The 19,819-nt window shown below is 55.5% G+C and carries 17 protein-coding genes and 5 tRNA genes; 7 read left to right on the forward strand and 15 right to left on the reverse strand.

Annotated features, from left to right (window positions below):
- Window positions 1–60: 60 nt before the first annotated feature.
- The 9 genes from QC823_RS00620 to ccoN all read right to left on the reverse strand — a co-directional run bounded on the left by QC823_RS00620 (window position 61) and on the right by ccoN (window position 8,760).
- Window positions 61–759: a sulfite exporter TauE/SafE family protein gene (locus QC823_RS00620; protein ID WP_309654420.1), complete on the reverse strand. Its 699-nt coding sequence runs from the start codon at window positions 757–759 to the stop codon at window positions 61–63.
- Window positions 756–989, reverse strand: coding sequence for a cbb3-type cytochrome oxidase assembly protein CcoS (gene ccoS / locus QC823_RS00625; RefSeq protein WP_309654421.1), 234 nt, complete (start codon window positions 987–989; stop codon window positions 756–758). The genes QC823_RS00620 and ccoS overlap by 4 nt, the downstream gene beginning before the upstream one ends.
- On the reverse strand, window positions 986–3,466 hold the full coding sequence (locus tag QC823_RS00630) for a heavy metal translocating P-type ATPase (protein WP_309654422.1): 2,481 nt from the start codon (window positions 3,464–3,466) through the stop codon (window positions 986–988). Before QC823_RS00630 ends, ccoS begins: the two co-directional genes overlap by 4 nt.
- Window positions 3,467–3,477: 11 nt before the next feature.
- Complete coding sequence (locus QC823_RS00635; protein ID WP_309654423.1) at window positions 3,478–3,984, reverse strand: FixH family protein; 507 nt, start codon at window positions 3,982–3,984, stop codon at window positions 3,478–3,480.
- A 4-nt stretch (window positions 3,985–3,988) separates the two neighbouring features.
- Window positions 3,989–5,428, reverse strand: coding sequence for a cytochrome c oxidase accessory protein CcoG (gene ccoG / locus QC823_RS00640; protein WP_309654424.1), 1,440 nt, complete (start codon window positions 5,426–5,428; stop codon window positions 3,989–3,991).
- A gap of 129 nt (window positions 5,429–5,557) precedes the next feature.
- The gene (gene ccoP, locus QC823_RS00645) at window positions 5,558–6,487 is read right to left on the reverse strand and encodes a cytochrome-c oxidase, cbb3-type subunit III (protein ID WP_309654425.1); all 930 of its coding nucleotides are present in this window, start codon (window positions 6,485–6,487) and stop codon (window positions 5,558–5,560) included.
- Window positions 6,484–6,702: a cbb3-type cytochrome oxidase subunit 3 gene (locus QC823_RS00650; protein WP_309654426.1), complete on the reverse strand. Its 219-nt coding sequence runs from the start codon at window positions 6,700–6,702 to the stop codon at window positions 6,484–6,486. Before QC823_RS00650 ends, ccoP begins: the two co-directional genes overlap by 4 nt.
- Before the next feature lie 3 nt (window positions 6,703–6,705).
- On the reverse strand, window positions 6,706–7,314 hold the full coding sequence (ccoO, locus tag QC823_RS00655; protein ID WP_309654427.1) for a cytochrome-c oxidase, cbb3-type subunit II: 609 nt from the start codon (window positions 7,312–7,314) through the stop codon (window positions 6,706–6,708).
- Window positions 7,315–7,332: 18 nt separating this feature from the next.
- Complete coding sequence (gene ccoN / locus QC823_RS00660) at window positions 7,333–8,760, reverse strand: cytochrome-c oxidase, cbb3-type subunit I (protein WP_309654428.1); 1,428 nt, start codon at window positions 8,758–8,760, stop codon at window positions 7,333–7,335.
- A 165-nt stretch (window positions 8,761–8,925) separates the two neighbouring features.
- Between ccoN and QC823_RS00665 the strand changes: the two genes are divergently transcribed.
- The 6 genes from QC823_RS00665 (at window position 8,926) to QC823_RS00690 (ending at window position 10,337) form a co-directional block, all read left to right on the forward strand.
- Complete coding sequence (locus QC823_RS00665; protein WP_309654429.1) at window positions 8,926–9,663, forward strand: alpha/beta fold hydrolase; 738 nt, start codon at window positions 8,926–8,928, stop codon at window positions 9,661–9,663.
- Window positions 9,664–9,738: 75 nt separating this feature from the next.
- Window positions 9,739–9,814, forward strand: a tRNA-Val gene (locus QC823_RS00670).
- 88 nt (window positions 9,815–9,902) lie between these two features.
- Window positions 9,903–9,979, forward strand: a tRNA-Asp gene (locus QC823_RS00675).
- A gap of 41 nt (window positions 9,980–10,020) precedes the next feature.
- Window positions 10,021–10,097, forward strand: a tRNA-Asp gene (locus QC823_RS00680).
- A 19-nt stretch (window positions 10,098–10,116) separates the two neighbouring features.
- A tRNA-Val gene (locus tag QC823_RS00685) sits at window positions 10,117–10,192 on the forward strand.
- Window positions 10,193–10,260: 68 nt separating this feature from the next.
- Window positions 10,261–10,337 (forward strand) — tRNA-Asp (locus tag QC823_RS00690).
- A 155-nt stretch (window positions 10,338–10,492) separates the two neighbouring features.
- On the opposite strand, the gene QC823_RS00695 is transcribed toward QC823_RS00690, so the two are convergent.
- The 6 genes from QC823_RS00695 to QC823_RS00720 all read right to left on the reverse strand — a co-directional run bounded on the left by QC823_RS00695 (window position 10,493) and on the right by QC823_RS00720 (window position 18,672).
- Complete coding sequence (locus tag QC823_RS00695; RefSeq protein WP_309654430.1) at window positions 10,493–10,897, reverse strand: heme-binding protein; 405 nt, start codon at window positions 10,895–10,897, stop codon at window positions 10,493–10,495.
- 59 nt (window positions 10,898–10,956) lie between these two features.
- Window positions 10,957–12,189, reverse strand: a complete 1,233-nt coding sequence (gene glcF / locus QC823_RS00700) for a glycolate oxidase subunit GlcF (protein ID WP_309654431.1) — start codon at window positions 12,187–12,189, stop codon at window positions 10,957–10,959.
- 29 nt (window positions 12,190–12,218) lie between these two features.
- Window positions 12,219–13,319: a glycolate oxidase subunit GlcE gene (gene glcE, locus QC823_RS00705; RefSeq protein WP_309654432.1), complete on the reverse strand. Its 1,101-nt coding sequence runs from the start codon at window positions 13,317–13,319 to the stop codon at window positions 12,219–12,221.
- A gap of 19 nt (window positions 13,320–13,338) precedes the next feature.
- Window positions 13,339–14,838: a glycolate oxidase subunit GlcD gene (gene glcD, locus QC823_RS00710; RefSeq protein ID WP_309654433.1), complete on the reverse strand. Its 1,500-nt coding sequence runs from the start codon at window positions 14,836–14,838 to the stop codon at window positions 13,339–13,341.
- Between the two features lie 167 nt (window positions 14,839–15,005).
- On the reverse strand, window positions 15,006–16,688 hold the full coding sequence (gene dld / locus QC823_RS00715) for a D-lactate dehydrogenase (protein ID WP_309654434.1): 1,683 nt from the start codon (window positions 16,686–16,688) through the stop codon (window positions 15,006–15,008).
- A gap of 280 nt (window positions 16,689–16,968) precedes the next feature.
- Complete coding sequence (locus QC823_RS00720; protein WP_309654435.1) at window positions 16,969–18,672, reverse strand: L-lactate permease; 1,704 nt, start codon at window positions 18,670–18,672, stop codon at window positions 16,969–16,971.
- Between the two features lie 368 nt (window positions 18,673–19,040).
- On the opposite strand from QC823_RS00720, the gene QC823_RS00725 reads away from it, so the two are divergent.
- On the forward strand, window positions 19,041–19,742 hold the full coding sequence (locus QC823_RS00725; protein ID WP_309654436.1) for a glutathione S-transferase N-terminal domain-containing protein: 702 nt from the start codon (window positions 19,041–19,043) through the stop codon (window positions 19,740–19,742).
- The last annotated feature ends 77 nt before the right edge of the window (window positions 19,743–19,819 follow it).

The following is a 19,819-nucleotide window of genomic DNA, read 5'->3' on the forward strand; positions in this document are numbered from 1 at the left end:
CTGAGGTCATGGTAGGCGAACATTCGGTAACCAGTGTCTCTGTAACTAGTGTTTCTGTAACTAGAGTGTCGCGCCTGAAGCGAAGAGCGTAAGCAATTGCCATAAGGCAAACGCGATAATACTAAGGGCTGCGATGGCACGGGTGGCGGGGTGGCGTATCAAATCACGTAATTGCCGTGCGGCCAGGCCTGTGGCCAGCAGCGCTGGAAGCGTACCTAAACCAAAAGCCCCCATGAGCAAAGCACCGCGTAGCGGGTCAGCAATGGCCAAACTCCACGCTAGCATTGAATAGACCAACCCACAGGGCAGCCAGCCCCAAATAGCCCCTAGCGCAAATGCCTGCGGTAGCTTGACCACAGGCATTAGCCGGCGCCCAAAGGGCTCGATATAGCGCCAAAAACGTCGTCCAACCGCTTCCACTTTCAGCAGTCCCTTCCACCAATTAGCGATGTAGAGCGCCATTAAAATCAGCATCACTGCGGCAAACGCTTGCAGCGCCATACCCGCGCTAGGGGAGAGTGACAAAAACGTGCCAAGGGACGCAACCAAGGCGCCAGCGAGCATATAGCTCATCACGCGGCCAACGTTATAGCTTAAAAGCAGCCCCCCCAAACGCGCTGGCTGGCGCATGCTCGGAGGGACGGCAAAAGTCAGCGCGCTCATAATGCCGCCGCACATGCCGATGCAGTGGGCGCCGCCCATCAGGCCAAAAACAAAAGCGGCGAGCAGCGGCGGTAAATCGAGACCGGTCGGGTTCATGAGGAATCGCTATCGTCATCAGAGGATGTTGCGGCTTTTTGCTCGCGAGCTTGCTGGCGACGCTTGCGCTCTTCAGGGGGAAGGTCATTTTCATCTTCATCAAAAAGAATGCGGTGTGCCGGCCCTTCTAAGTCATCGAACTGATCATTTTTGACCGCCCAGAAAAAGGCCCAGACGGCGAGACCCAGAAGCACCAAAGAGAGCGGAATTAACAGATAAAGAATTTTCATGCGGACACCGGCGCTGGGGATGAAACCTTGTCAGTCACGTGGGCCTGGCGCTTCCAGCGTGATAAGCGTAGAGCATTACCCACGACCACTAGCGAACTAAATGACATGCCAAGAGCAGCCAGCCACGGTGGCACCAAGCCTAGTGCCGCCAATGGCATAGCAGTAAAATTGTAACAGACTGACCACATCATGTTTTGGCGCATAATACGCCGCGTTGCGCGAGAAATCTCAATCGCATCCGCAATGCGGGTCAGCCGGGGGCTAAGCAGTACGGCGTCAGCGCGGGTGCGGGCGAGGTCGGTGGCGCTGTTCATCGCGATAGCAACATCCGCCCCGGCCAGCACCGGCACATCGTTAATTCCATCGCCTACCATCACCACGCATTCACCCTCGGCCTGCAAAGATTGAATACGCGCGAGTTTACCTTCAGGGCTCGTGCCGGCGTGCCACGTGGTAATCCCCAGTTGCTGAGCAAGCTCTTTAACTGCGTCAGGCGTATCGCCGGAAAGTAGCTCAACGGCCAATCCGCTGGCCTGAAGCGCTGAGATAGTCTGCGCCGCGTCGTCACGTACGCCATCGTGCAGGCGAAACCAGGCTTGCGGTATGTCATCTTCGCTAAGCAGTAGCCACTGGCCCTCCCCGGGCGCGGCGGGTGGCGTGGTGCAAGCAAAGTGGGGTTTGCCTAAACGCCAACGATGGTGCGTTAACGTCCCTTCAAGCCCTTGGCCTGTCACGCTACGCAAATGGCTTGCTTGCAGTGTGGCATCACGGAAGGGGCGAAATGCGCGGGCGATAGGGTGCTCAGAGTGGGCTTCCAGGGCTGCCGCTATCGCACGGGCACGGTCAGCGCTTAGGGAGCTTGTGCAGGGGTGAGTGTCGATCAGTTGCATCTCGCCCCGCGTAAGCGTGCCCGTTTTGTCAAAAATCACCCGTGTGGCGTTAGAGAGTGACTCCATCGCATCGGCGCGGGTGATCAGCACGCCGCGCTTGCGTAACTGCCCATGCCCGGCGGTGAGTGCCGTCGGTGTGGCGAGCGCTAGCGCACAAGGGCACGTGACGACGAGAACCGAGAGCATGACCCAAAGCACTTTCGACGGGTCTATCCACCACCATACCGCTGTGACACACACCGTGACGATCAATAAACGCAGCACAAAAAGATGCGCCATCCGAGCCGCCATTTGGGCTAAACGCGGCCGGCTGGCAAAAGCGCGGTCAGTGAGGTCGACAATATTGGCCACGCGGGCTTCATTGCCTGCGTGCGTCACTCGCATGATCAGCGGGTTTTCCATGTTTTGGCTACCGCCGACAATGCGTTCGCCCACACCGCGGGTGACAGGGAGGTATTCGCCGGTAAGCATAGATTCATCGAGGCTGGACGCGCCGTCCTCAATCACTCCATCGGCGGGGACGCCGTGCCCGGGTTTGATTAACACGCGGTCGCCTGTCTGAAGTTCGCTGGCAGGCAAAATGCGCTCGCTACCACTGTCATCCAACCGCGTGGCAGAGACCGGTAGCACGCCGCTCAAGACGTTACCACTCTGGCCGTTACGTCGCCGCGCGCGGGCTTCGATATAGCGGCTAAAAAGCAGAAAGAAGGTGAACATCGCCACCGAATCGAAATAGACCTCGCCCTGATTAAAAATGACCGCGTAGGCGCTGGCCGCGTAGGCGCAGCCAATCGCCAGTGACACAGGAACATCCATCCCCAGTATGCCGGTTTTAATATCGCGCAGTGCATTGCGGAAAAAAGGCGAAGCGGAAAAGAACACCACCGGTGTGGCCAGCGCAAAGGAAAGCCAGTGAAACAGGACATAGAAGTCTTCCGACATGCCCTCTGGCCCGGCGACATAAATGGGAATCGAGAACATCATTACCTGCATCATGCCGACAGCGGCAATAATCAGGCGGCGCACGTTCATGCGCTCTTCGCGCTGTAAGCGCGCTTGGGCTTGGTCCGGCTCGTAAGGCTGTGCGGTATAGCCGATCGCGGCGAGTTCGGCGAGTAGCTGTGAAAGCTTGATCGTCTTGGGGTCCCAACCAATACGCACGCGGTGGTGGGTCAGGTTGACGGCGCTGGATTCAACCCCCGCTAACGCATTGAGGCGATGCTCAATCAGCCAGGCGCAGGCGGCACAGGTGATGCCATCAACCGCAAGGGTGGCGTGAACCGCATCACTATCGGCCTCTGGATGGACAAACTTTGCCTGCAACCCCGGATCATCAAAGACTTGCCAGGTATCCGCGTTTGCGGCCTGACGCTCGTCAGGCCGTTCGGGGAGTTCGGTGCGGTAGCGGTAATAACTTTCTAAGCCGCCTTCGACAATGGCGTGAGCAACCGCTTCACAGCCGGGGCAGCAAAGGGGGTGCTGCGTATCGTCAATTTGTATGCGCCACGGCGCCCCTTGGGGCACCGGGTTTCCACAATGGTAGCAAGAGGTTGACGCAGGCGGTGCTGATGCGGTGTTCGCGGTCATGTGTCAGCGGCCTAAATGCCGGGAACTAGGTTGGCTTCATCCTCGCTGGGAAAGCGTGCTTCACCAGTGAGCCGCCACTCGGCGGCGTCACCGGCCTCAGGTTGTAGTTGTAAGTACCAGCGATATTGCAGCGGTTCTTCTATGGTGCCAACGTAGCGGCCTTCGCGAACGTGTGTGAGGGTTAACTCCCGATCGAAGTCGCCATCAGTAGGAAAAATCAGCGCGAGATGAAGTGTTTCAGGCCGTCGTTCGCCGGCTAGATTAATCACCACATCACCAGTAACGTTGTCGACTTTTAGCGTCGCTGATAGCCCAAGCTCGTTGGCATGTTCTTGCTTGGCTAACTGTTCGTTGATACCCAGGCCACGCTCATAGTAGTCCCCTGAAATCGACCCGTCATAGTAACGGATCGAAAAGAACAAAAATAGCAGGCTAAACGCGATGGATGAGAACAGCAGGCCGAGTAAAAACCACGGCCAAAACTGCTTGTACCAAGGTGTCACCGAAGAGGATGACATAGCGTTATCTCCTAATATCACCGATAAAGCGCGAGTCGCGCTCTAAGCGAATGCTGTTGTCTAGTTCGGATTCAATGGTCAACACAATGTCATGACTTGGCTGGGTGATGGCATCTGCGTCAGCAGTAACCGTGATGGCCTCCGAGCGCGATTCACCCGCCGGCACGCTAATGGTGTCTTGATCTAGGCGCAAGCCTTCAAGCCCTGCGGCGTTGAGGCGGTAGGTGTGATCACGATCATCAAGATTACGCACCATCAGGCTGTAAACATTGCTAATGCGGCCATCTCGCGTGACTTGGTACAGCTGGGTCCGTTCGCGTTCGGCTTCAAAGTTAAGAGGCATACGATCATTCACTGCCCAAGCAAAAGCACCGATCATCACTAATAGAGCCGCTAAGTAGCCCATTAAGCGAGGGCGGAAAATATGCGTTGATTTGCCTTCCAGTGCATTTTCGGTGGTGTAGCGCACCAGCCCCCGTGGGTAGCCCATTTTGTCCATCACGCTATCGCAGGCATCGATGCAAGCGGCGCAGGTAATGCACTCGTACTGCAAACCATCACGGATATCGATACCTGTGGGGCAAACCTGCACGCAAAGATCACAATCGATACAGTCGCCGTGTCCCGCGGCGCGTGCCTCTTCATGGGTTAGGCTTTTTTTGCGCCTGCCCCTTGGTTCGCCACGATCGGCATCGTAGGAAACGATCAGGGTATCGCGATCAAACATCACCGACTGGAATCGCGCGTATGGGCACATATAGATGCACACTTGTTCGCGTAGCCAGCCAGCATTCAAATAAGTAAAAACCAAGAAAAAACCGGTCCAAAAATAAGACCAACCGTGGGCTTGTAGGGTCGGTAAATCCACGACAAGGTCGCGAATGGGGGTAAAATAGCCAACAAAGGTGACGCCCGTGGCTAACGCAATGAGTAACCAGGCAACGTGTTTTATACTTTTACGGGTGAATTTTTTTGCGGTTAGCGGTTGTTTATCGAGCTTAATGCGCTTATTCCGCGGCCCTTCAATACGATGCTCTAGCCAAATGAACAGAAATGTCCAGACGCTTTGCGGGCAGGTGTAGCCGCACCAGACGCGACCGGCGAAAACGGTAATCAAAAAGAGGCCAAAGGCGCAAATAATCAATAACCACGACAGCAAGACAAATTCTTGCGGATAGAATGTCGCAGTAAAAATGTGAAACTCTCGCCCTGGTAAATCAAACCAAATTGCCGGTCTTCCGCCAATATTAATCCAGGGAAGCAGAAAGAAAACGAGCATCAACCCCCAGTTGGCACTGCGTCTAATCTTCTGAAAGAAGCCTTTAATTTCACGCACGTAGATATGTTTGCGCTCGGCATACATGCTTTGCGTGACGACTTCATCCTGGGATGATGGCTGTTTTTTCGGTTTGGGCGTGACGTCTTTACTGGGTATCTTTTCCATAGCGAAATCGCAGCTCAATAAGGCAGGAGAACCATAGTTTAACGCTTTAATCGTCAAAAAGGGTGCGGCCTGCGACCGCACCCTTAAGTGCTTGTATAAGTACTTATAAAAGTATTTATACGTTAGCGATTAGTTGTCAAAGCGTAGGCTATAAACATAAGCGGCAACCAGGTGTACTCGCTCTTCACCAATGTAAGCGGCTTGAGCCGGCATATGGCCGTTACGCCCGTTACGCAGCGTTTGGCGAATGGAGTCAGCCACCGTTTGCCCAGGCGCTAAATAGAGCCAGATATCGTTGGTCAGGTTAGGTGCGCCTAACGCGGTATTACCCGTTCCTTGCGGCGTATGACAAGCAGCACACACTGACATGAAGGTGCTTTCACCTTGCTCAGCACGGTCTTCGTCATGCTCGAGGTTAGAAAGTGACATCACGTACTGCGTGAGGTTTTCGATATTGTCTTCACCCAATTGCTGCCATGCTGGCATCAAGCCATTACGCCCATTGTTTAGCGTCGCCATGATGTTTTCCGGCTCACCACCGTAGAGCCAGTTGTCATCGGTCAGGTTGGGAAAACCGTAGCCACCCTGAGCATTGGAGCCGTGACACACCGCACAATTGTTTTGGTAAATACGCTCTGCCACCCGCATGGCTTCTTGATCTTTTGCTAAATCAGGAACCGGCACCTCCTGATATTGAGCGAAGATAGGCGCAAAACGCTCTTCGGCCTGCTCAACTTCTTCTTCCCACTGACCTTCCTGCGTCCAGCCCAGTACCCCAGCAAAGTTACCAAGGCCTGGGTAAAGAATTAGGTAGCCAATAGAGAAGATAACCGTACCCACAAATAACTGGAACCACCATTTGGGGAGCGGGTTATCGTACTCTTCAATTTCATCGGCGGCATGGCCTGTGGTTTCCACATTGCCTTCGGCATCGGGCGTTTTATCCGTGCGTCGGTTGGCAAATAAAAGCCAAACACTGATCGCAATGGTGCCCAAGGTGATGACGATGATCCAGGCACTCCAAAAACCGGGTAAGGAGTCGCCCCATAAATTGTTCATGTGTTTTTATCTCCCCTATCGTGGCGGGAATCTGCGTCATCCTGCGATGACGCAGGCTTGTCACGGGTCGGTTGCTCATCATCATCGGCGAAGGGCAGGTTAGCTGCTTCATCGAAGTCCGGTTTGCGTCGCTTGGAATAGGCCCACCAAGTGATTCCTAAAAAAGCGATAAGCAGTATTAGCGTGATGAGGCCGCGAAAAGTTCCCGTATCCATAATTTAGCGAGTGCCCTCGAGCACGGTTCCTAGCTGTTGTAGGTAAGCAATCAGTGCCGTGATTTCCTGAGTGCCGCGTACTTCAACCGTTGCGTTGTCGATCTGTTCATCAGTATACGGTACGCCTAAGCTTTTCAACGTGCGCATCTTCGCCGGCGTATCTTCACCATCCAACGTATTCTCAAACAGCCAAGGATAGGCAGGCATGATTGATTCCGGTACTACGTCGCGTGGGTTATACATATGGGCGCGGTGCCAGTCATCGCTATAGCGGCCACCGACACGGGCGAGATCCGGCCCGGTGCGCTTGGAACCCCATAAGAAGTTATGCTCGTACACTTGCTCGCCAGCAACGCTGTAATGCCCGTAACGCTCGGTTTCTGCACGGAAAGGGCGAACCTGCTGCGAGTGACAGCCCACGCAGCCTTCACGGCGATAGATGCCACGCCCCTCAAGCTCCAAGGCGGTGAGGGGCTTAAGCCCCTCAACGGGTTCTGTGGTTTGCTTTTGGAAGAACAGTGGGACGATTTCGGCCAAGCCACCGAAACTGATCGCAACAAGGATCAATACGGCAAGTAGGCCAACGTTCTTTTCAACAATCTCGTGTTTCATTGGTCTCAACTTCCCCGTTTAAGCGGCTTGCGGCGCCGGCTGCTGACTAATGGCTTCGCGACGATTGACCGTACGGTAAACGTTATAGGCCATGATCAACATACCAATGACCCAGAACAGGCCGCCGACTAAGCGAACAAAGTAGCCCGGTGCACTAGCCTCAACTGCCTCGACAAATGAGTACATCAGCGTGCCGTCGGGGTTGATGGCGCGCCACATCAGGCCTTGCAAGATACCGTTGACCCACATGGACGCGATGTACAATACAGTGCCGATAGTGGCCAGCCAAAAGTGAACCGCAATCAAATTGACCGAGTGCATTTCGGTACGACCGAATAAGCGCGGGATGAGGTGGTACATCGAGCCAATCGTGATCATGGCAACCCAACCCAACGCGCCAGAATGCACGTGCCCAATCGTCCAGTCGGTATAGTGCGACAGGGCGTTGACGGTCTTGATAGCCATCATGGGGCCTTCAAACGTCGACATACCGTAGAAGGAGAGCGCCACAACAAGGAAACGCAGCGTCGGATCGGTGCGCAACTTATGCCAAGCGCCGGAGAGTGTCATCATGCCGTTGATCATACCGCCCCAAGAGGGTGCCAGCAGGATGATCGACATGATCATGCCTAGCGACTGTGCCCAGTTAGGCAGCGCTGTGTAATGCAGGTGGTGCGGGCCAGCCCACATGTACACCATGATCAACGCCCAGAAGTGAACAATAGACAAACGATAAGAATACACCGGGCGCTCAGCCTGCTTGGGCACGAAGTAGTACATCATGCCGAGAAAGCCTGCTGTTAAGAAAAAGCCCACGGCATTGTGGCCATACCACCACTGAACCATTGCGTCGATGGTGCCAGAGTAGATGGAGGTGGAGTACATGGCGGTAACGGGGATGGCCGCATTATTGACGATATGCAACACGGCAACCGTCAAAATGAAAGCAGCAAAGAACCAGTTAGCCACGTAAATATGAGGTGTTTTACGCTGCTTGATCGTCATTAAGAAGATGAGCGCGTAAGTCACCCACACAACCGCAATCAAAATATTGATCGGCCACTCCAGCTCGGCATATTCCTTGGTTGTGGTGAAGCCCAACGGAAGAGAGACTACGGCAGAGAGAATAACCGCTTGCCAACCCCAGAACGTAAATGCCGCAAGCTTGTCGGAAAACAGGCGAGTTTGGCAAGTACGTTGAACAACGTAGTAAGAGGTGGCAAAAAGCGCCGAACCGCCAAATGCAAAGATAACGGCATTAGTGTGAAGTGGGCGGAGACGCCCAAAGCTTGTCCAAGGTAATCCAAGGTTCAGTTCTGGCCATACCAGTTGTGCGGCGAGGATGACTCCGATCGTCATCCCCACAATGCCCCACACAACAGTCATGATCGCGAACTGCCGAACTACCTTGTAGTTGTAGGTCGGATGTTCAATTGCTGTGCTCATGTCATGTTCCCATCGAACGCGGTTGAGAGGGATAACCCGACGTTATTGTGCCCGGGTGCGGCCACCCGCTTGATGATGCAGGTCAAGTTCCGTAAGAGATTCTAGCGCAGCTAAGGCCTAAGCTGAACACACCAATTGGTTTAGCTAACATTACGCAGGAATTATATGTGCCAGTATGACCAGCAACGCTATGCCAAAATTCATCGCACGGTATTGCAGCGAAAATTACGGGAAGGGGGTAGTGGCGCCTTTTATACCGAGGGTTTCGGCCCTTTGACGCTTCAAGGCGAGCCTATTTTGGGTCATTTGTTGTTTGCTCACGGTGCGGGTGCGGGGCAGGATTCTTCTTTCATGCGTCAATTTGTCACCTCTTTGGCACGCTATGGCGTTCAGGTGCTGACGCTGGATTTTGGCTATATGCAGCAGATGCGTGAAAGTGGTCGCCGACGCCCACCGCCTAAGGTCGATAGGCTTGTTGATGAAATAGCGCAATGGTGGGATTGGGTTGAACGGGAGGTTCAAGGCCCTGTTTGGGTGGGCGGTAAGTCGATGGGTGGGCGTGTGGCGAGCATGCTAGCGACCCAACGGCCAGCTGCCGGCGTGATTGTGGCAGGCTATCCCTTTCACCCACCGCGTGCGCCGGAAAAACGCCGTCTTGCCCATTGGCCGCAGGTGACATGCCCTGCGTTAATTATTCAGGGCGAGCGAGACCCCCTTGGTACTCGCCAAGAGGTAGAGCGTTATACGCTTCCCGCCAATGTGAAGTTCGAGTGGCTAACAGACGCAGACCATGACTTTAAGCCGCGGCGCTCAACGGGGCTATCTCAGCAAGTTTTAATTGACGAGGCTGCGTTACTTGCGGCATCCTTCGTCCGCGCTCGCACAGCAGCTGGCGGTGAATAAGAAATCTACACCGCGATAAGAAATAGGGTTGACTTATCAAGCTGCTTAGGTAGAATGCAGCGCCACGTGACCAGCGGGTGGTTAGCTCAGTTGGGAGAGCACCAGCCTTACAAGCTGGGGGTCACTGGTTCGAACCCAGTACCACCCACCACATTAGTGGCCATCTGATTGCGTGAGTAGTAGAAAGTCGTTGTGAAAGATGCAGTAAGAGAAAAGCAAGCGCTTTTGATGTTTTATGTGGACCGGTAGTTCAGTTGGTTAGAATGCCGGCCTGTCACGCCGGAGGTCGCGAGTTCGAGTCTCGTCCGGTCCGCCAACATCACCTGCCAATCGTTATTTCTCACTTTATCGTTACGTGGACCGGTAGTTCAGTTGGTTAGAATGCCGGCCTGTCACGCCGGAGGTCGCGAGTTCGAGTCTCGTCCGGTCCGCCACGATAAACCTGCACGCCTTGGGTGGTTAGCTCAGTTGGGAGAGCACCAGCCTTACAAGCTGGGGGTCACTGGTTCGAACCCAGTACCACCCACCATTTAAGAGAGCTTAATTGAACGCTTTTAAATGGTAGTCGTAAACGGTAGCAATAAATGCTTTTTCTGCGGACCGGTAGTTCAGTTGGTTAGAATGCCGGCCTGTCACGCCGGAGGTCGCGAGTTCGAGTCTCGTCCGGTCCGCCATTAAGCACTATCAGCACTGCTGAAAGAATTCCAAAGCCCTAGGCCATCCGCCTGGGGTTTTTCGTATGCGTTGTGCAGAAAAGTTGTGCGTCGTGCAAAAAATTGCCGTGACGAAAATAGCGACCCTCAGGCCGCTATTGTGTCTTGTTTCTGTTTCAGCTGGCGATAACGTTGACCGCCGCTTTGGCCACCTGCACATCCTGGTCGGGTTTAACGCCCGAGATGCCCACGGCGCCGACAACGTTACCGTCGACAATGATGGGAACACCGCCAGAGAGCAGCCCTTGCAGCGGGGCGGAAACAAATGCCGTGCGGCCACCGTTGATCATTTCTTCAAACACTTGGGTTTCCTTGCGCCCCATTGCGGCGCTGCGGGCTTTTTGCGTGGCAACGTCGGCAGTAAACGGCGCTGCCCCGTCTAGGCGGCGCAAGGCGAGCAGATGGCCGCCATCGTCAGCCACGGCAACGGTGATCGCCCAGCCTTCGCGTTCAGCTTCTTGCTGCGCGGCGTCGAGTACTTGGGTGACGTCGGCTTGGGCTAAAACAGCTTTGCTTTGCATCGTGATGTCCTTTTTTGGGTTCAGGGGTTTACGTTAAATTTGAGCAGGGTTGACCCGTGTTAGGCTAGCGCCGTATCAACGACTTCAATCCAGTGGCGCACCGGTGTGCGGTTAGCACCAGCCAAATGGGTCTGACAGCCGATATTCGCGGTCACGATCGTTTCCGGGTTACCGGCTTCCAGCGCGTTGAGCTTGTTATTGCGAAGCTCAGTGGCCAATTCCGGTTGCGTGATAGAGTAGGTGCCCGCCGAACCGCAGCATAGGTGGGCGTCCTGTACCGGCGTTAGCGTAAAGCCGAGCTTGATGAGCACACTTTCTACCGCGCCGCTGAGTTTTTGCGCATGCTGTAAGGTACACGGGCAATGAAACGCCAAGCGCTGGCTGGTTTTGATTTGCAGCTCACCAAGCGGTTCTTCCCGGAGCACTTCGACCAAATCTTTGGCCAAGGCGCTTATTTTTTGCGCTTTTTCGGCGTATTTAGGGTCGTCTTTGAGCATGTCGCCATACTCTTTGACGAAGGCGCCGCAGCCGCTCGCGGTTTGCACGATCGCTTCAGCGCCGTACTCGACATGGGGCCACCAGGCGTCGATATTGGCGCGGATACGCTCGCGGCCTTCTTCTTGAGCGTTCAAGTGAAAATCAATCGCGCCGCAGCAGCCGGCTTCAGAAACTGGCGTGACGCTGATGCCTAAACGGTCGAGCACGCGTGCTGTCGCGGCGTTGGTGTTGGGTGAAAGACCCGGCTGCACACAGCCTTCCAGCATTAACACCTTGCGGGAATGGCGGTCGGCGGCGGGGCGTGTGCCCGCATCCTTGGGTGCCGCCGGCATTTTGTCGCGTAACTTGCCCGGTACCAGCGGTTTAAACGTTTGGCCCAGTTTTAAAAGCGCGGCGAAGCGCTTGGGGTCAACGAGCATTTTGCGCAGCGCGTAACGTTGCGCGCGCTCAGCGGCTGGGCGCGGCACACGGCGCTCGATTTCAGCACGGCCGATATTAAGAAGCTTGTGGTACTCCACGCCGGAAGGGCAGGTGGTTTCGCAATTCTGGCACGTCAGGCAGCGGTCGAGGTGAAGCCGTGTTTCTTCGGTGACTTGGTCGTCATCTTCGCTGCTTTCCAAAAGCTCCTTCATTAAATAGATACGCCCGCGCGGGCCATCGCGCTCGTCGCCCAATAGCTGGTAGGTGGGGCAGGTAGCGTTGCAAAAGCCGCAGTGTACGCAGGTGCGAAGAATGCGCTCAGCTTCCTGGATATGCGGTTTCTGGCGGTCGGCGTCGGTAAAGTTCGTCTGCATGTCAGCTCTCCTGAGTAAAGCGCGCGGGATTAAAACGCCGCATAAAGACGACCAGGGTTGAAGATGCCGTGGGCATCCAGCTCCGCCTTCAGGTTGCGATGATACTTCTCCACCACGGGGTTGAGCGGGGTGAAGGGGGCTTTGGCGCCGCCGAGTGCTTCTGAGGTGTAGCAAGTGGCGTGACCGCCTTCGCGTTGGCACGCCTGGCGCAGCGTCTCGCTGTCGAGCGACGTTTTGATAAAGCGCTGACTGCCAGCCCAGTCGTAGAAAATATCGCTTTCCGGGATATCTAGCGCCAGCGGGGCGGTATTGGGAGGTAGCGACAGCCGCCATAGTGGCTTGTCGTTATTCTGGGTGAAAAACGTGTGCTCCAAGTCACGCAGCTCTTGCCAGAAGCTAGCATCGACCTCTTCGCCGCCAAGGCGCTCACGCGTGGCCTTAACCGAGCTCTTGCCGCCTTCCAGGCGCAGGAAAAGCTCACCGGCGTGCCAAGCCGCGGCGGTAATCGGCAGTGGTTGGCGGCCAAGCTCGGCGAGCTTTTTCAGCGCATCACTTAACGGCAGTGAAAGCTTCAGGCTGTGGCTCGCGGTTGGTTTGGGCAGTACTTTAAAGGAGATGTCCGCCAGCACACCGAGCGTGCCTTGGGCACCGGCCATCAAGCGCGACATGTCGTAACCGGCGACGTTTTTCATTACTTCACCGCCAAAGCGCAAAAGCTTCCCGTCTTGGGTAATCACGTGCGAGCCCAGGACAAAATCGCGTACAGCCCCCGCCCACGGGCGGCGCGGGCCGGAGAGGCCGGTGGCCACGGCGCCGCCGATGGTGCTGGCCTCGCCGAAGCGCGGCGGCTCGAAGGCAAGCATCTGGTTATGCTCGGCAAGCGAGGCTTCCAGCGCGCTGATGTGGGTGCCCGCGCGCACGGTTACCACAAGCTCTACCGGGTCGTAGTGAACAATGCCACTATGTTCGGCGATATTTAGCGTCTCACCCTCTACGGGGCGGCCATAGAAGGCGCGCGTATTGCCGCCGACGATGCGCAGCGGCGTGCGGTCCGTGTGGGCTTTTTTGACCTGCTCGCAAAGCGCCTCGGCGATATCGCGGTCAGCGGTTTTAGTCACGGTGTTAGTCATAGTCTTTCCTGCGGGCCAATCAGAAACGGGGCAGTTCCGGGTGCGGAAGCTCATTGTTATGGACGTGCATGGCGCCGAATTCGGCGCAGCGGGCAAGCGTGGGAATGTTCTTGCCCGGGTTGAGCAAGCGATCCGGGTCAAACGCTGCCTTTAGCGCGTGAAAGACCGTCAGTTCATCAGGCTGGAACTGGCTGCACATTTGATTGATTTTCTCGCGTCCCACCCCGTGCTCACCGGTGATTGAGCCCCCAGCGGCTACGCATAGCTCAAGAATCTTGCCGCCCACGTCCTCGGCGAGTTCAAGCTCGCCTTCACGGTTGGCATCAAACAGAATCAGCGGGTGCATATTGCCGTCACCGGCGTGGAAGACGTTGGCCACTTTTAAGCCGCTTTCTTCTGATAGCGCGGCAATGCCTTTGAGTACGCGGGGTAGCTCGCGGCGGGGGATGGTGCCATCCATGCAGTAGTAATCTGGCGACATGCGGCCCACGGCGGGGAAGGCATTTTTGCGCCCGGCCCAGAACTTGGCGCGTTCGGCTTCGTCGCGGGCTTGCTGAATATCGGTCGCGCCGGCTTTTTCCAGCACCGCGCGAACCGTCTCGCAGTCGTCGTCGACGTCGGCTTCAACCCCATCAAGCTCGCATAAAAGAATCGCTTCAGCCTCGACCGGGTAGCCTGCTTTAACAAAGTCTTCAGCGGCTTTGATCGCCAGCTTATCCATCATCTCAAGCCCGCCAGGAATAATGCCGGCAGCGATAATATCGCCTACCGCTTGGCCCGCTTTCTCGACGTCGTCAAAGCTTGCCATCAGCACCTTGGCGGTTTCCGGTTTAGGCAGAAGCTTAACCGTGATCTCGGTGACCACGCCGAGCATGCCTTCCGAGCCGTTCATCAGCGCCAAAAGATCGAACCCTGGCGCGTCGAGCGCTTCAGAACCGAGCGTCATGGTTTCGCCTTCAATGGTGACGATGTCCACACGCATGACGTTGTGCACGGTGAGGCCATATTTCAAACAGTGGACGCCACCGGCGTTTTCCGCCACGTTGCCGCCGATCGAACAGGCAATTTGCGAGGACGGGTCGGGCGCGTAGTAGAGCCCATAGGGCGCAGCGGCTTCCGAGATCGCCAGGTTGCGCACGCCGGGTTGCACGCGTGCCACGCGGGCGTCTGGGTCGACGCTCAAAATCTGTTTGAAGCGCGACATGACCAATAAAACGCCACGCTCAAGTGGGAGCGCGCCGCCAGATAGGCCCGTGCCTGCACCGCGTGTCACCACCGGAACGCCGAGTGCATGGCAGCGCTTGAGCAGGGTTTGTACGTCGTCGAGGGTTTCCGGCAGCGCAACCAGCATAGGCAGGATGCGGTACGCGGCAAGGCCGTCGCATTCAAAAGGGCGTAGGTCTTCTTCGCGATGCAAAAGCGTAAGCGAGGGCGCCGCTTCTTGCAGATCGCGTAAGACGTCGGCTTTTTCAAACGACCTTAGTTCGCCATCAAGACGTTCATCATAATGGATGTTCATGGGGCAGCTCCCGAAAGAGAAGAGGGCGCGGTGCAGGGTGCGGTTTTGATTTTATGGAATAGTTTTCCATAAATCTATTCATAAATCCAAGCCATCAATGTATCCCTGCATTCCAATGTGGTGCTGTCGCGATTCACCATTCTGTGCGTGAGGTTTCTTGTCCGCGCTCAATCCCGGTAATAAGGCGCACGCGACATTTTGCCGATCCCGGGATTGAAGCGGTTTGTTGGATCAAGTTCACGGTAGAAAGTTGCCAGCGCCTCCTTGGCGGGGTAAAGATGCCCAACATTGTGCTCAGCGGGGTATTCAGCGCCGCGCTGGTCGAGAATATCGAGCATCGCTTGCTTCAGCGCATTGACGTCGGCGCCCCGACGAAAGATGTAGTCTTGATGGAAAACATAGCAGAAAAAGTGGCCGTAATAGAGCCGGTAGACGATATCTTTCGAGATGCTCTCGGGCAGTTGTTCAAACCAGTTGGGGTCGTTGCGTGATAAGGCGATATCCAAGGCTAGAATGTCCTCGACATCTTGATGGTGGATGGTGCGGTAACGCACCGCCGCGCCGGCGGCGGCGAAGCGGTGAAGCATGGCGCGTTCGGCCTCATCCGCGGTGCATTGAAACCAGGCTTGATGACCAAAACATTCATCGAGGAATCGCTCGGTTTCTTCTGCCATATCCCCGTTAACGCGAATAATGAGGTGGTGCTCATACGCATCACGCCATGTGTTAAGTCGCTGGGGTAGCGGAGAAGGAACGATGCGTGAGACTGCCTGCAGAAAGTGATCCGTAAACGGCGCGGGGAGCAGCGGCAGCTTTCTGAAAAAGGCATCAACCTTGTTTTTTAGGCGAAAAGCCCCGGGCAGGCGCTGCGTGCCGAGCCACTTGATAAGCAGAAAGCTATCTTTACCGTAGCGTTTGGCGACATCGAAAAGTTCGCGATGCAGGTACTCCGTGGTAATGGGCAGGCGCTGAGCTTCGCGTAAAAAGCGAAAACGAAAATCTGCAAGCTCGTCAGGGTTATTGGTGCCCACATAATAGGTGGTGACGTCTTGCTCCTGCTCAAAGGTATCGAGACGCACCGCGAACACCGCTACCTTGCCCGCGCTTCCTGAGGCACCGAATAGTAGCCTGGGATCGTTGTTGTAACGGGCCGCGCCGGGCTGATCCACACCGCGAATAATCGACGGATAGTCATCGTCGGAGGCTTTGCCCGCGTCGTGATGCACGGCGTCAGCTGGGAAGTCCCCTTGCTCCACGCGCGCAAGGATCTCTTCGGGGGAGTCGCCTAAGTCGATGCCCAGCTCATTGATCAGTTCAAGTTCGTCGTTTTCATTGATGCGTGCGTAGAGGGCAAGTTCGGTATAGGCAGGCCCACGTCGGCACAGCGCGCCACCTGAGTTATTGCACACACCACCGATAACGGTAGCGCCAATGGAGGTTGAGCCGATAACAGAGTGCGGTTCACGACCCATGGGGGCAAGCGCCTGGCTGAGTTCAAATAGCGTCGCGCCGGGTAGTGACACGACCTGGCGCCCCTCATCAAGGAAATGCAGCCCTTTAAGGTGCATCGTGCTCAAGATGACCACGGGGCGATCGTACTGGTTTTTAGGGGTTGAGCCTTCCGTTAAGCCGGTGTTGGCGGCTTGTGGAATGATCACAGCGTCATGTTGATGGCATGCCTTAAGCGTTTCCCAAAGGGCTAACAAGTGGGTGGGGTAGACAACCGCAGCGGCGTTGCCATACCCAGAGCGGTATCCCGTTTCATGAGGACGCTTGGCGGCATCGTCAGTCACGATATTGGCACTGCCTACGGCAGCAGAAAGGGCATCGATGAGAGTAGAGGTCGGCATTCCTAAGCTCCTTTTTCTACCTGTTAGCGGAGAATGACGGGGCGCTTAACGGGCAGTGAGTAGTGGGCAGTGAACAGTAGGCAGTGAACAGTAGGCAGTGAACAGTAAGCAGTAATAGTATTGGCGATGGTGGGTATCAAGGTTATACAGCGTCACTGAAGAAAATGGCGCTAGAAAGAGGTTAGGAGGGCGCTAACTCTGTGCCCATGATGCTTTCGATAAAACCACCGCCTTCGCCGGGATTGCCCCGGCGAAGGTGATAGCCGTGTCTACCTAGGTGTTATCCGCTCAGCGCACTCATAAGCGGATCGCTAATGCCGATGACATAAAAGCCAATCAGCCCCAAGATGCCGGTGGCGATAAGGTAATAAATGGTCGGCAGAATCGTTTTGCGAATCGTGGTGCCTTCGCGGCCCAGCAGCCCAACGGTGGCAGAGGCAGCGACCACGTTATGAATGGCAATCATGTTACCGGCTGCAGCGCCGACCGCTTGCAGCGCTACCATAAAGGCCGTGGAAACGCCGAGCTGGCTTGCGATGTTAAACTGAAAGTCTGACAGCATCAGGTTCGAAACAGTATTCGACCCGGCAATGAAGGCACCCAACGCACCCACCATCGGCGCGAAGAACGGATAGACGCCGCCAACACCGTCAGCCACGAAGCGCGCCATGGCCACTGGCATCGAGGCAAGGTCCGAGCCATTAACACCCGAGTTGATCAAAATACGCACCATGGGAATGGTAAAGATCAACACAAAGCCAGCCCCGAAAATCGTTTTCGTGGAGTCGCTGAACGCCGCTTTGAGCTCGCCAACTTTCATGCGATGTAATAGCGCGGTCACCAGTACCACGGCCAACAGAATGCCGCCTGGCAGGTAAAGCGGCTGAATGCTGCCACTGATGCCTTCGCCGAGGATATTGTTCCAGCTGAAAGCAAAGGAGGTTAAAGCATTTTTGAGTGGCTCGATGACGCGTGAGGCCACCAGGAAGACCGCCAGCAGTACGTAAGGTACCCAACCCATGAAGGTCGAGATCGGTGCTTTGCCGGCGATGTCGTCCATCTTGATTTCAAGCTTGCCGATCCACTCGTCAGGCCAAGAAGTGGAGGGCGGGAAGTCCCACGTGTCTTTCGGGATCAAGAAGCCACGACGTGCCGCAGGCACCACAATGGCAAGGCCGACCATCGCGCCAATCATCGACGGGAATTCCGGCCCGAGCAGCACGCCTGCCAGCATATAAGGCACCACAAAGGCCACGCCGGCAAACAGCGCAAATGGCGTGATGGAAAGGCCTTCCTTCCAAGAGCGGTTGGCGCCAAAGAAACGCACCATAATGACAACCATGATAAGCGGCATCAAAACGCCCACAAGGCCATGAATTACCGCCACTTCACCCGCGATGAGACGGAAATATTCCATCCAGGTATAGCCGCCGGCTTCCAGCGCTTCGGTAATGCCGCCGCGATCCAAGCCGCCGGTGACACCCACCACAATCGGCGTACCAACCGCGCCAAAGGAGACCGGTGTGGACTGGATCATCATGCCCACGACAACCGCTGCCAGTGCCGGGAAGCCCAGGGCCACAAGTAACGGCGCAGCGACCGCGGCCGGAGTACCAAACCCAGAAGCCCCTTCGATAAAGCAGCCAAATAGCCACGCGACGATGATCGCCTGAACGCGGCGGTCAGGGCTGATGCCCGAAAAACCTTTGCGAATCGCCGTAATGCCGCCGGAATGCTTAAGCGTATTCAGCAGCAAAATAGCCCCGAAGATGATCCACAATATCGCAATGGTGAGAATGAGCCCTTGGAACGTTGACGCCAGAACGCGCGAAAACGTCATGTCCCAAGCGAGCAGGCCGATCAGTGCGGTGACCACGAAGACAATCGGCATGGCCGTTTTGGCCGCCATCCGAAAACCGATCAACAGCACGCCTGCCAGCACTAGCGGTACGAAAGCAAATAGTGCAAGAGTAGTTTCATTCATGTGAGGAACTTCCCCTCGTTATTGGTGATGTGCTCCAGAAAGGCATTAATCCGCAAAAGCGCCATGTGTTTTCCGGTGAAAGATACGGAGTCGATGGGGAGATGACTACTGTTGGGGAATTGGTATTACCATTTTTTTGGGAGCAAAAGTGCCACGCCCCGTTAAGTTTATGGCGCTAATATATTGTTTCGTAAACGTATTTATTCAGGCATGAAAAATAGTGACGGCATAAGCCGTTAGACTAATGGATAGTCACGAGTGACAGCGTTACACATAGGGTAACTTAGGCAGGCGCTGACCCACTTGCTAACGGCGCGAAGGACGGTCATGGTGACATGCTTGCTAACAAGCATAATAAGGATACTGCAATGACACGTACGCTTTATGATTTGTGTGGCCGCGATGAACGCCTGCGTTTTTCCCCCTACTGCTGGCGTGTGCGGATGTCGCTTGCGCATAAAGGGCTAGAGACCCAATTTAAGCCTTGGCGGTTTTTGCAAAAAGACGAACTTGCCTTTGCTGATTACGACAAAGTGCCGGTGCTGTGTGATGGCGATAAGGTCGTAACCGACAGTTTCGAGATCATGCGTTACTTGGATTCCGCTTACCCCGAAGCTCCGCTTTTAGGCGAAGGCGTAAGCTATCAGCGTGCGCTATTTTTTAAGCACTTTGTTGAGCGTAGCGTCACACCCGCGCTGTTTCGCATCGTGGCGCTGGATTTGCTTGCCGCCATTCACCCTGATGACCGCCCCTATTTTCGAGAAACCCGTGAAGCCCGTTTTGGCTGCACGCTAGAGGAATTTCATCAGCCGGAACAAGGGCGTCAAGCGTTGCAGAAAACATTGGCCCCCGTGCGCGAATTACTGCGTGAAACGCCGTTTCTTGATGGTGAGGTGCCCAGCGGTGTCGATTACCTGCTGTTTGGCAGCATGATGTGGGCGTATTGCGTGTCAGAACAGGCGCTTGTGCCACCTGCCGATGAGGTGGCGCATTGGTTTGAACGCATGCTGGCCCAGTACGATGGGTTAGCGGCTAGGGCCTTTACGGTGCGCGATTTGCCGGCGGCATAATAAATGAGAAAACTCATGTTGCGCTGCACAAAAAGCCCTGCTAGCTTGATTATTAGAAGAGGTTGATGCCTCTTAAA

Source organism: Vreelandella vilamensis (assembly GCF_031451755.1).
Lineage (GTDB): Bacteria > Pseudomonadota > Gammaproteobacteria > Pseudomonadales > Halomonadaceae > Vreelandella > Vreelandella vilamensis.

Bases quoted from the DNA above. Each gene is read 5' to 3' on its own strand.
- QC823_RS00630 (WP_309654422.1), bottom strand. From the start codon at position 3,466: ATGACCGCGAACACCGCATCAGCACCGCCTGCGTCAACCTCTTGCTAC.
- dld (WP_309654434.1), bottom strand. From the start codon at position 16,688: ATGCCGACCTCTACTCTCATCGATGCCCTTTCTGCTGCCGTAGGCAGT.
- QC823_RS00635 (WP_309654423.1), bottom strand. From the start codon at position 3,984: ATGTCATCCTCTTCGGTGACACCTTGGTACAAGCAGTTTTGGCCGTGG.
- glcF (WP_309654431.1), bottom strand. From the start codon at position 12,189: ATGCAGACGAACTTTACCGACGCCGACCGCCAGAAACCGCATATCCAG.
- ccoG (WP_309654424.1), bottom strand. From the start codon at position 5,428: ATGGAAAAGATACCCAGTAAAGACGTCACGCCCAAACCGAAAAAACAG.
- QC823_RS00620 (WP_309654420.1), bottom strand. From the start codon at position 759: ATGAACCCGACCGGTCTCGATTTACCGCCGCTGCTCGCCGCTTTTGTT.
- QC823_RS00650 (WP_309654426.1), bottom strand. From the start codon at position 6,702: ATGGATACGGGAACTTTTCGCGGCCTCATCACGCTAATACTGCTTATC.
- QC823_RS00695 (WP_309654430.1), bottom strand. From the start codon at position 10,897: ATGCAAAGCAAAGCTGTTTTAGCCCAAGCCGACGTCACCCAAGTACTC.
- ccoS (WP_309654421.1), bottom strand. From the start codon at position 989: ATGAAAATTCTTTATCTGTTAATTCCGCTCTCTTTGGTGCTTCTGGGT.
- ccoO (WP_309654427.1), bottom strand. From the start codon at position 7,314: ATGAAACACGAGATTGTTGAAAAGAACGTTGGCCTACTTGCCGTATTG.
- ccoN (WP_309654428.1), bottom strand. From the start codon at position 8,760: ATGAGCACAGCAATTGAACATCCGACCTACAACTACAAGGTAGTTCGG.
- QC823_RS00720 (WP_309654435.1), bottom strand. From the start codon at position 18,672: ATGAATGAAACTACTCTTGCACTATTTGCTTTCGTACCGCTAGTGCTG.
- ccoP (WP_309654425.1), bottom strand. From the start codon at position 6,487: ATGAACAATTTATGGGGCGACTCCTTACCCGGTTTTTGGAGTGCCTGG.
- glcE (WP_309654432.1), bottom strand. From the start codon at position 13,319: ATGACTAACACCGTGACTAAAACCGCTGACCGCGATATCGCCGAGGCG.
- glcD (WP_309654433.1), bottom strand. From the start codon at position 14,838: ATGAACATCCATTATGATGAACGTCTTGATGGCGAACTAAGGTCGTTT.
- QC823_RS00725 (WP_309654436.1), top strand. From the start codon at position 19,041: ATGACACGTACGCTTTATGATTTGTGTGGCCGCGATGAACGCCTGCGT.
- QC823_RS00665 (WP_309654429.1), top strand. From the start codon at position 8,926: ATGTGCCAGTATGACCAGCAACGCTATGCCAAAATTCATCGCACGGTA.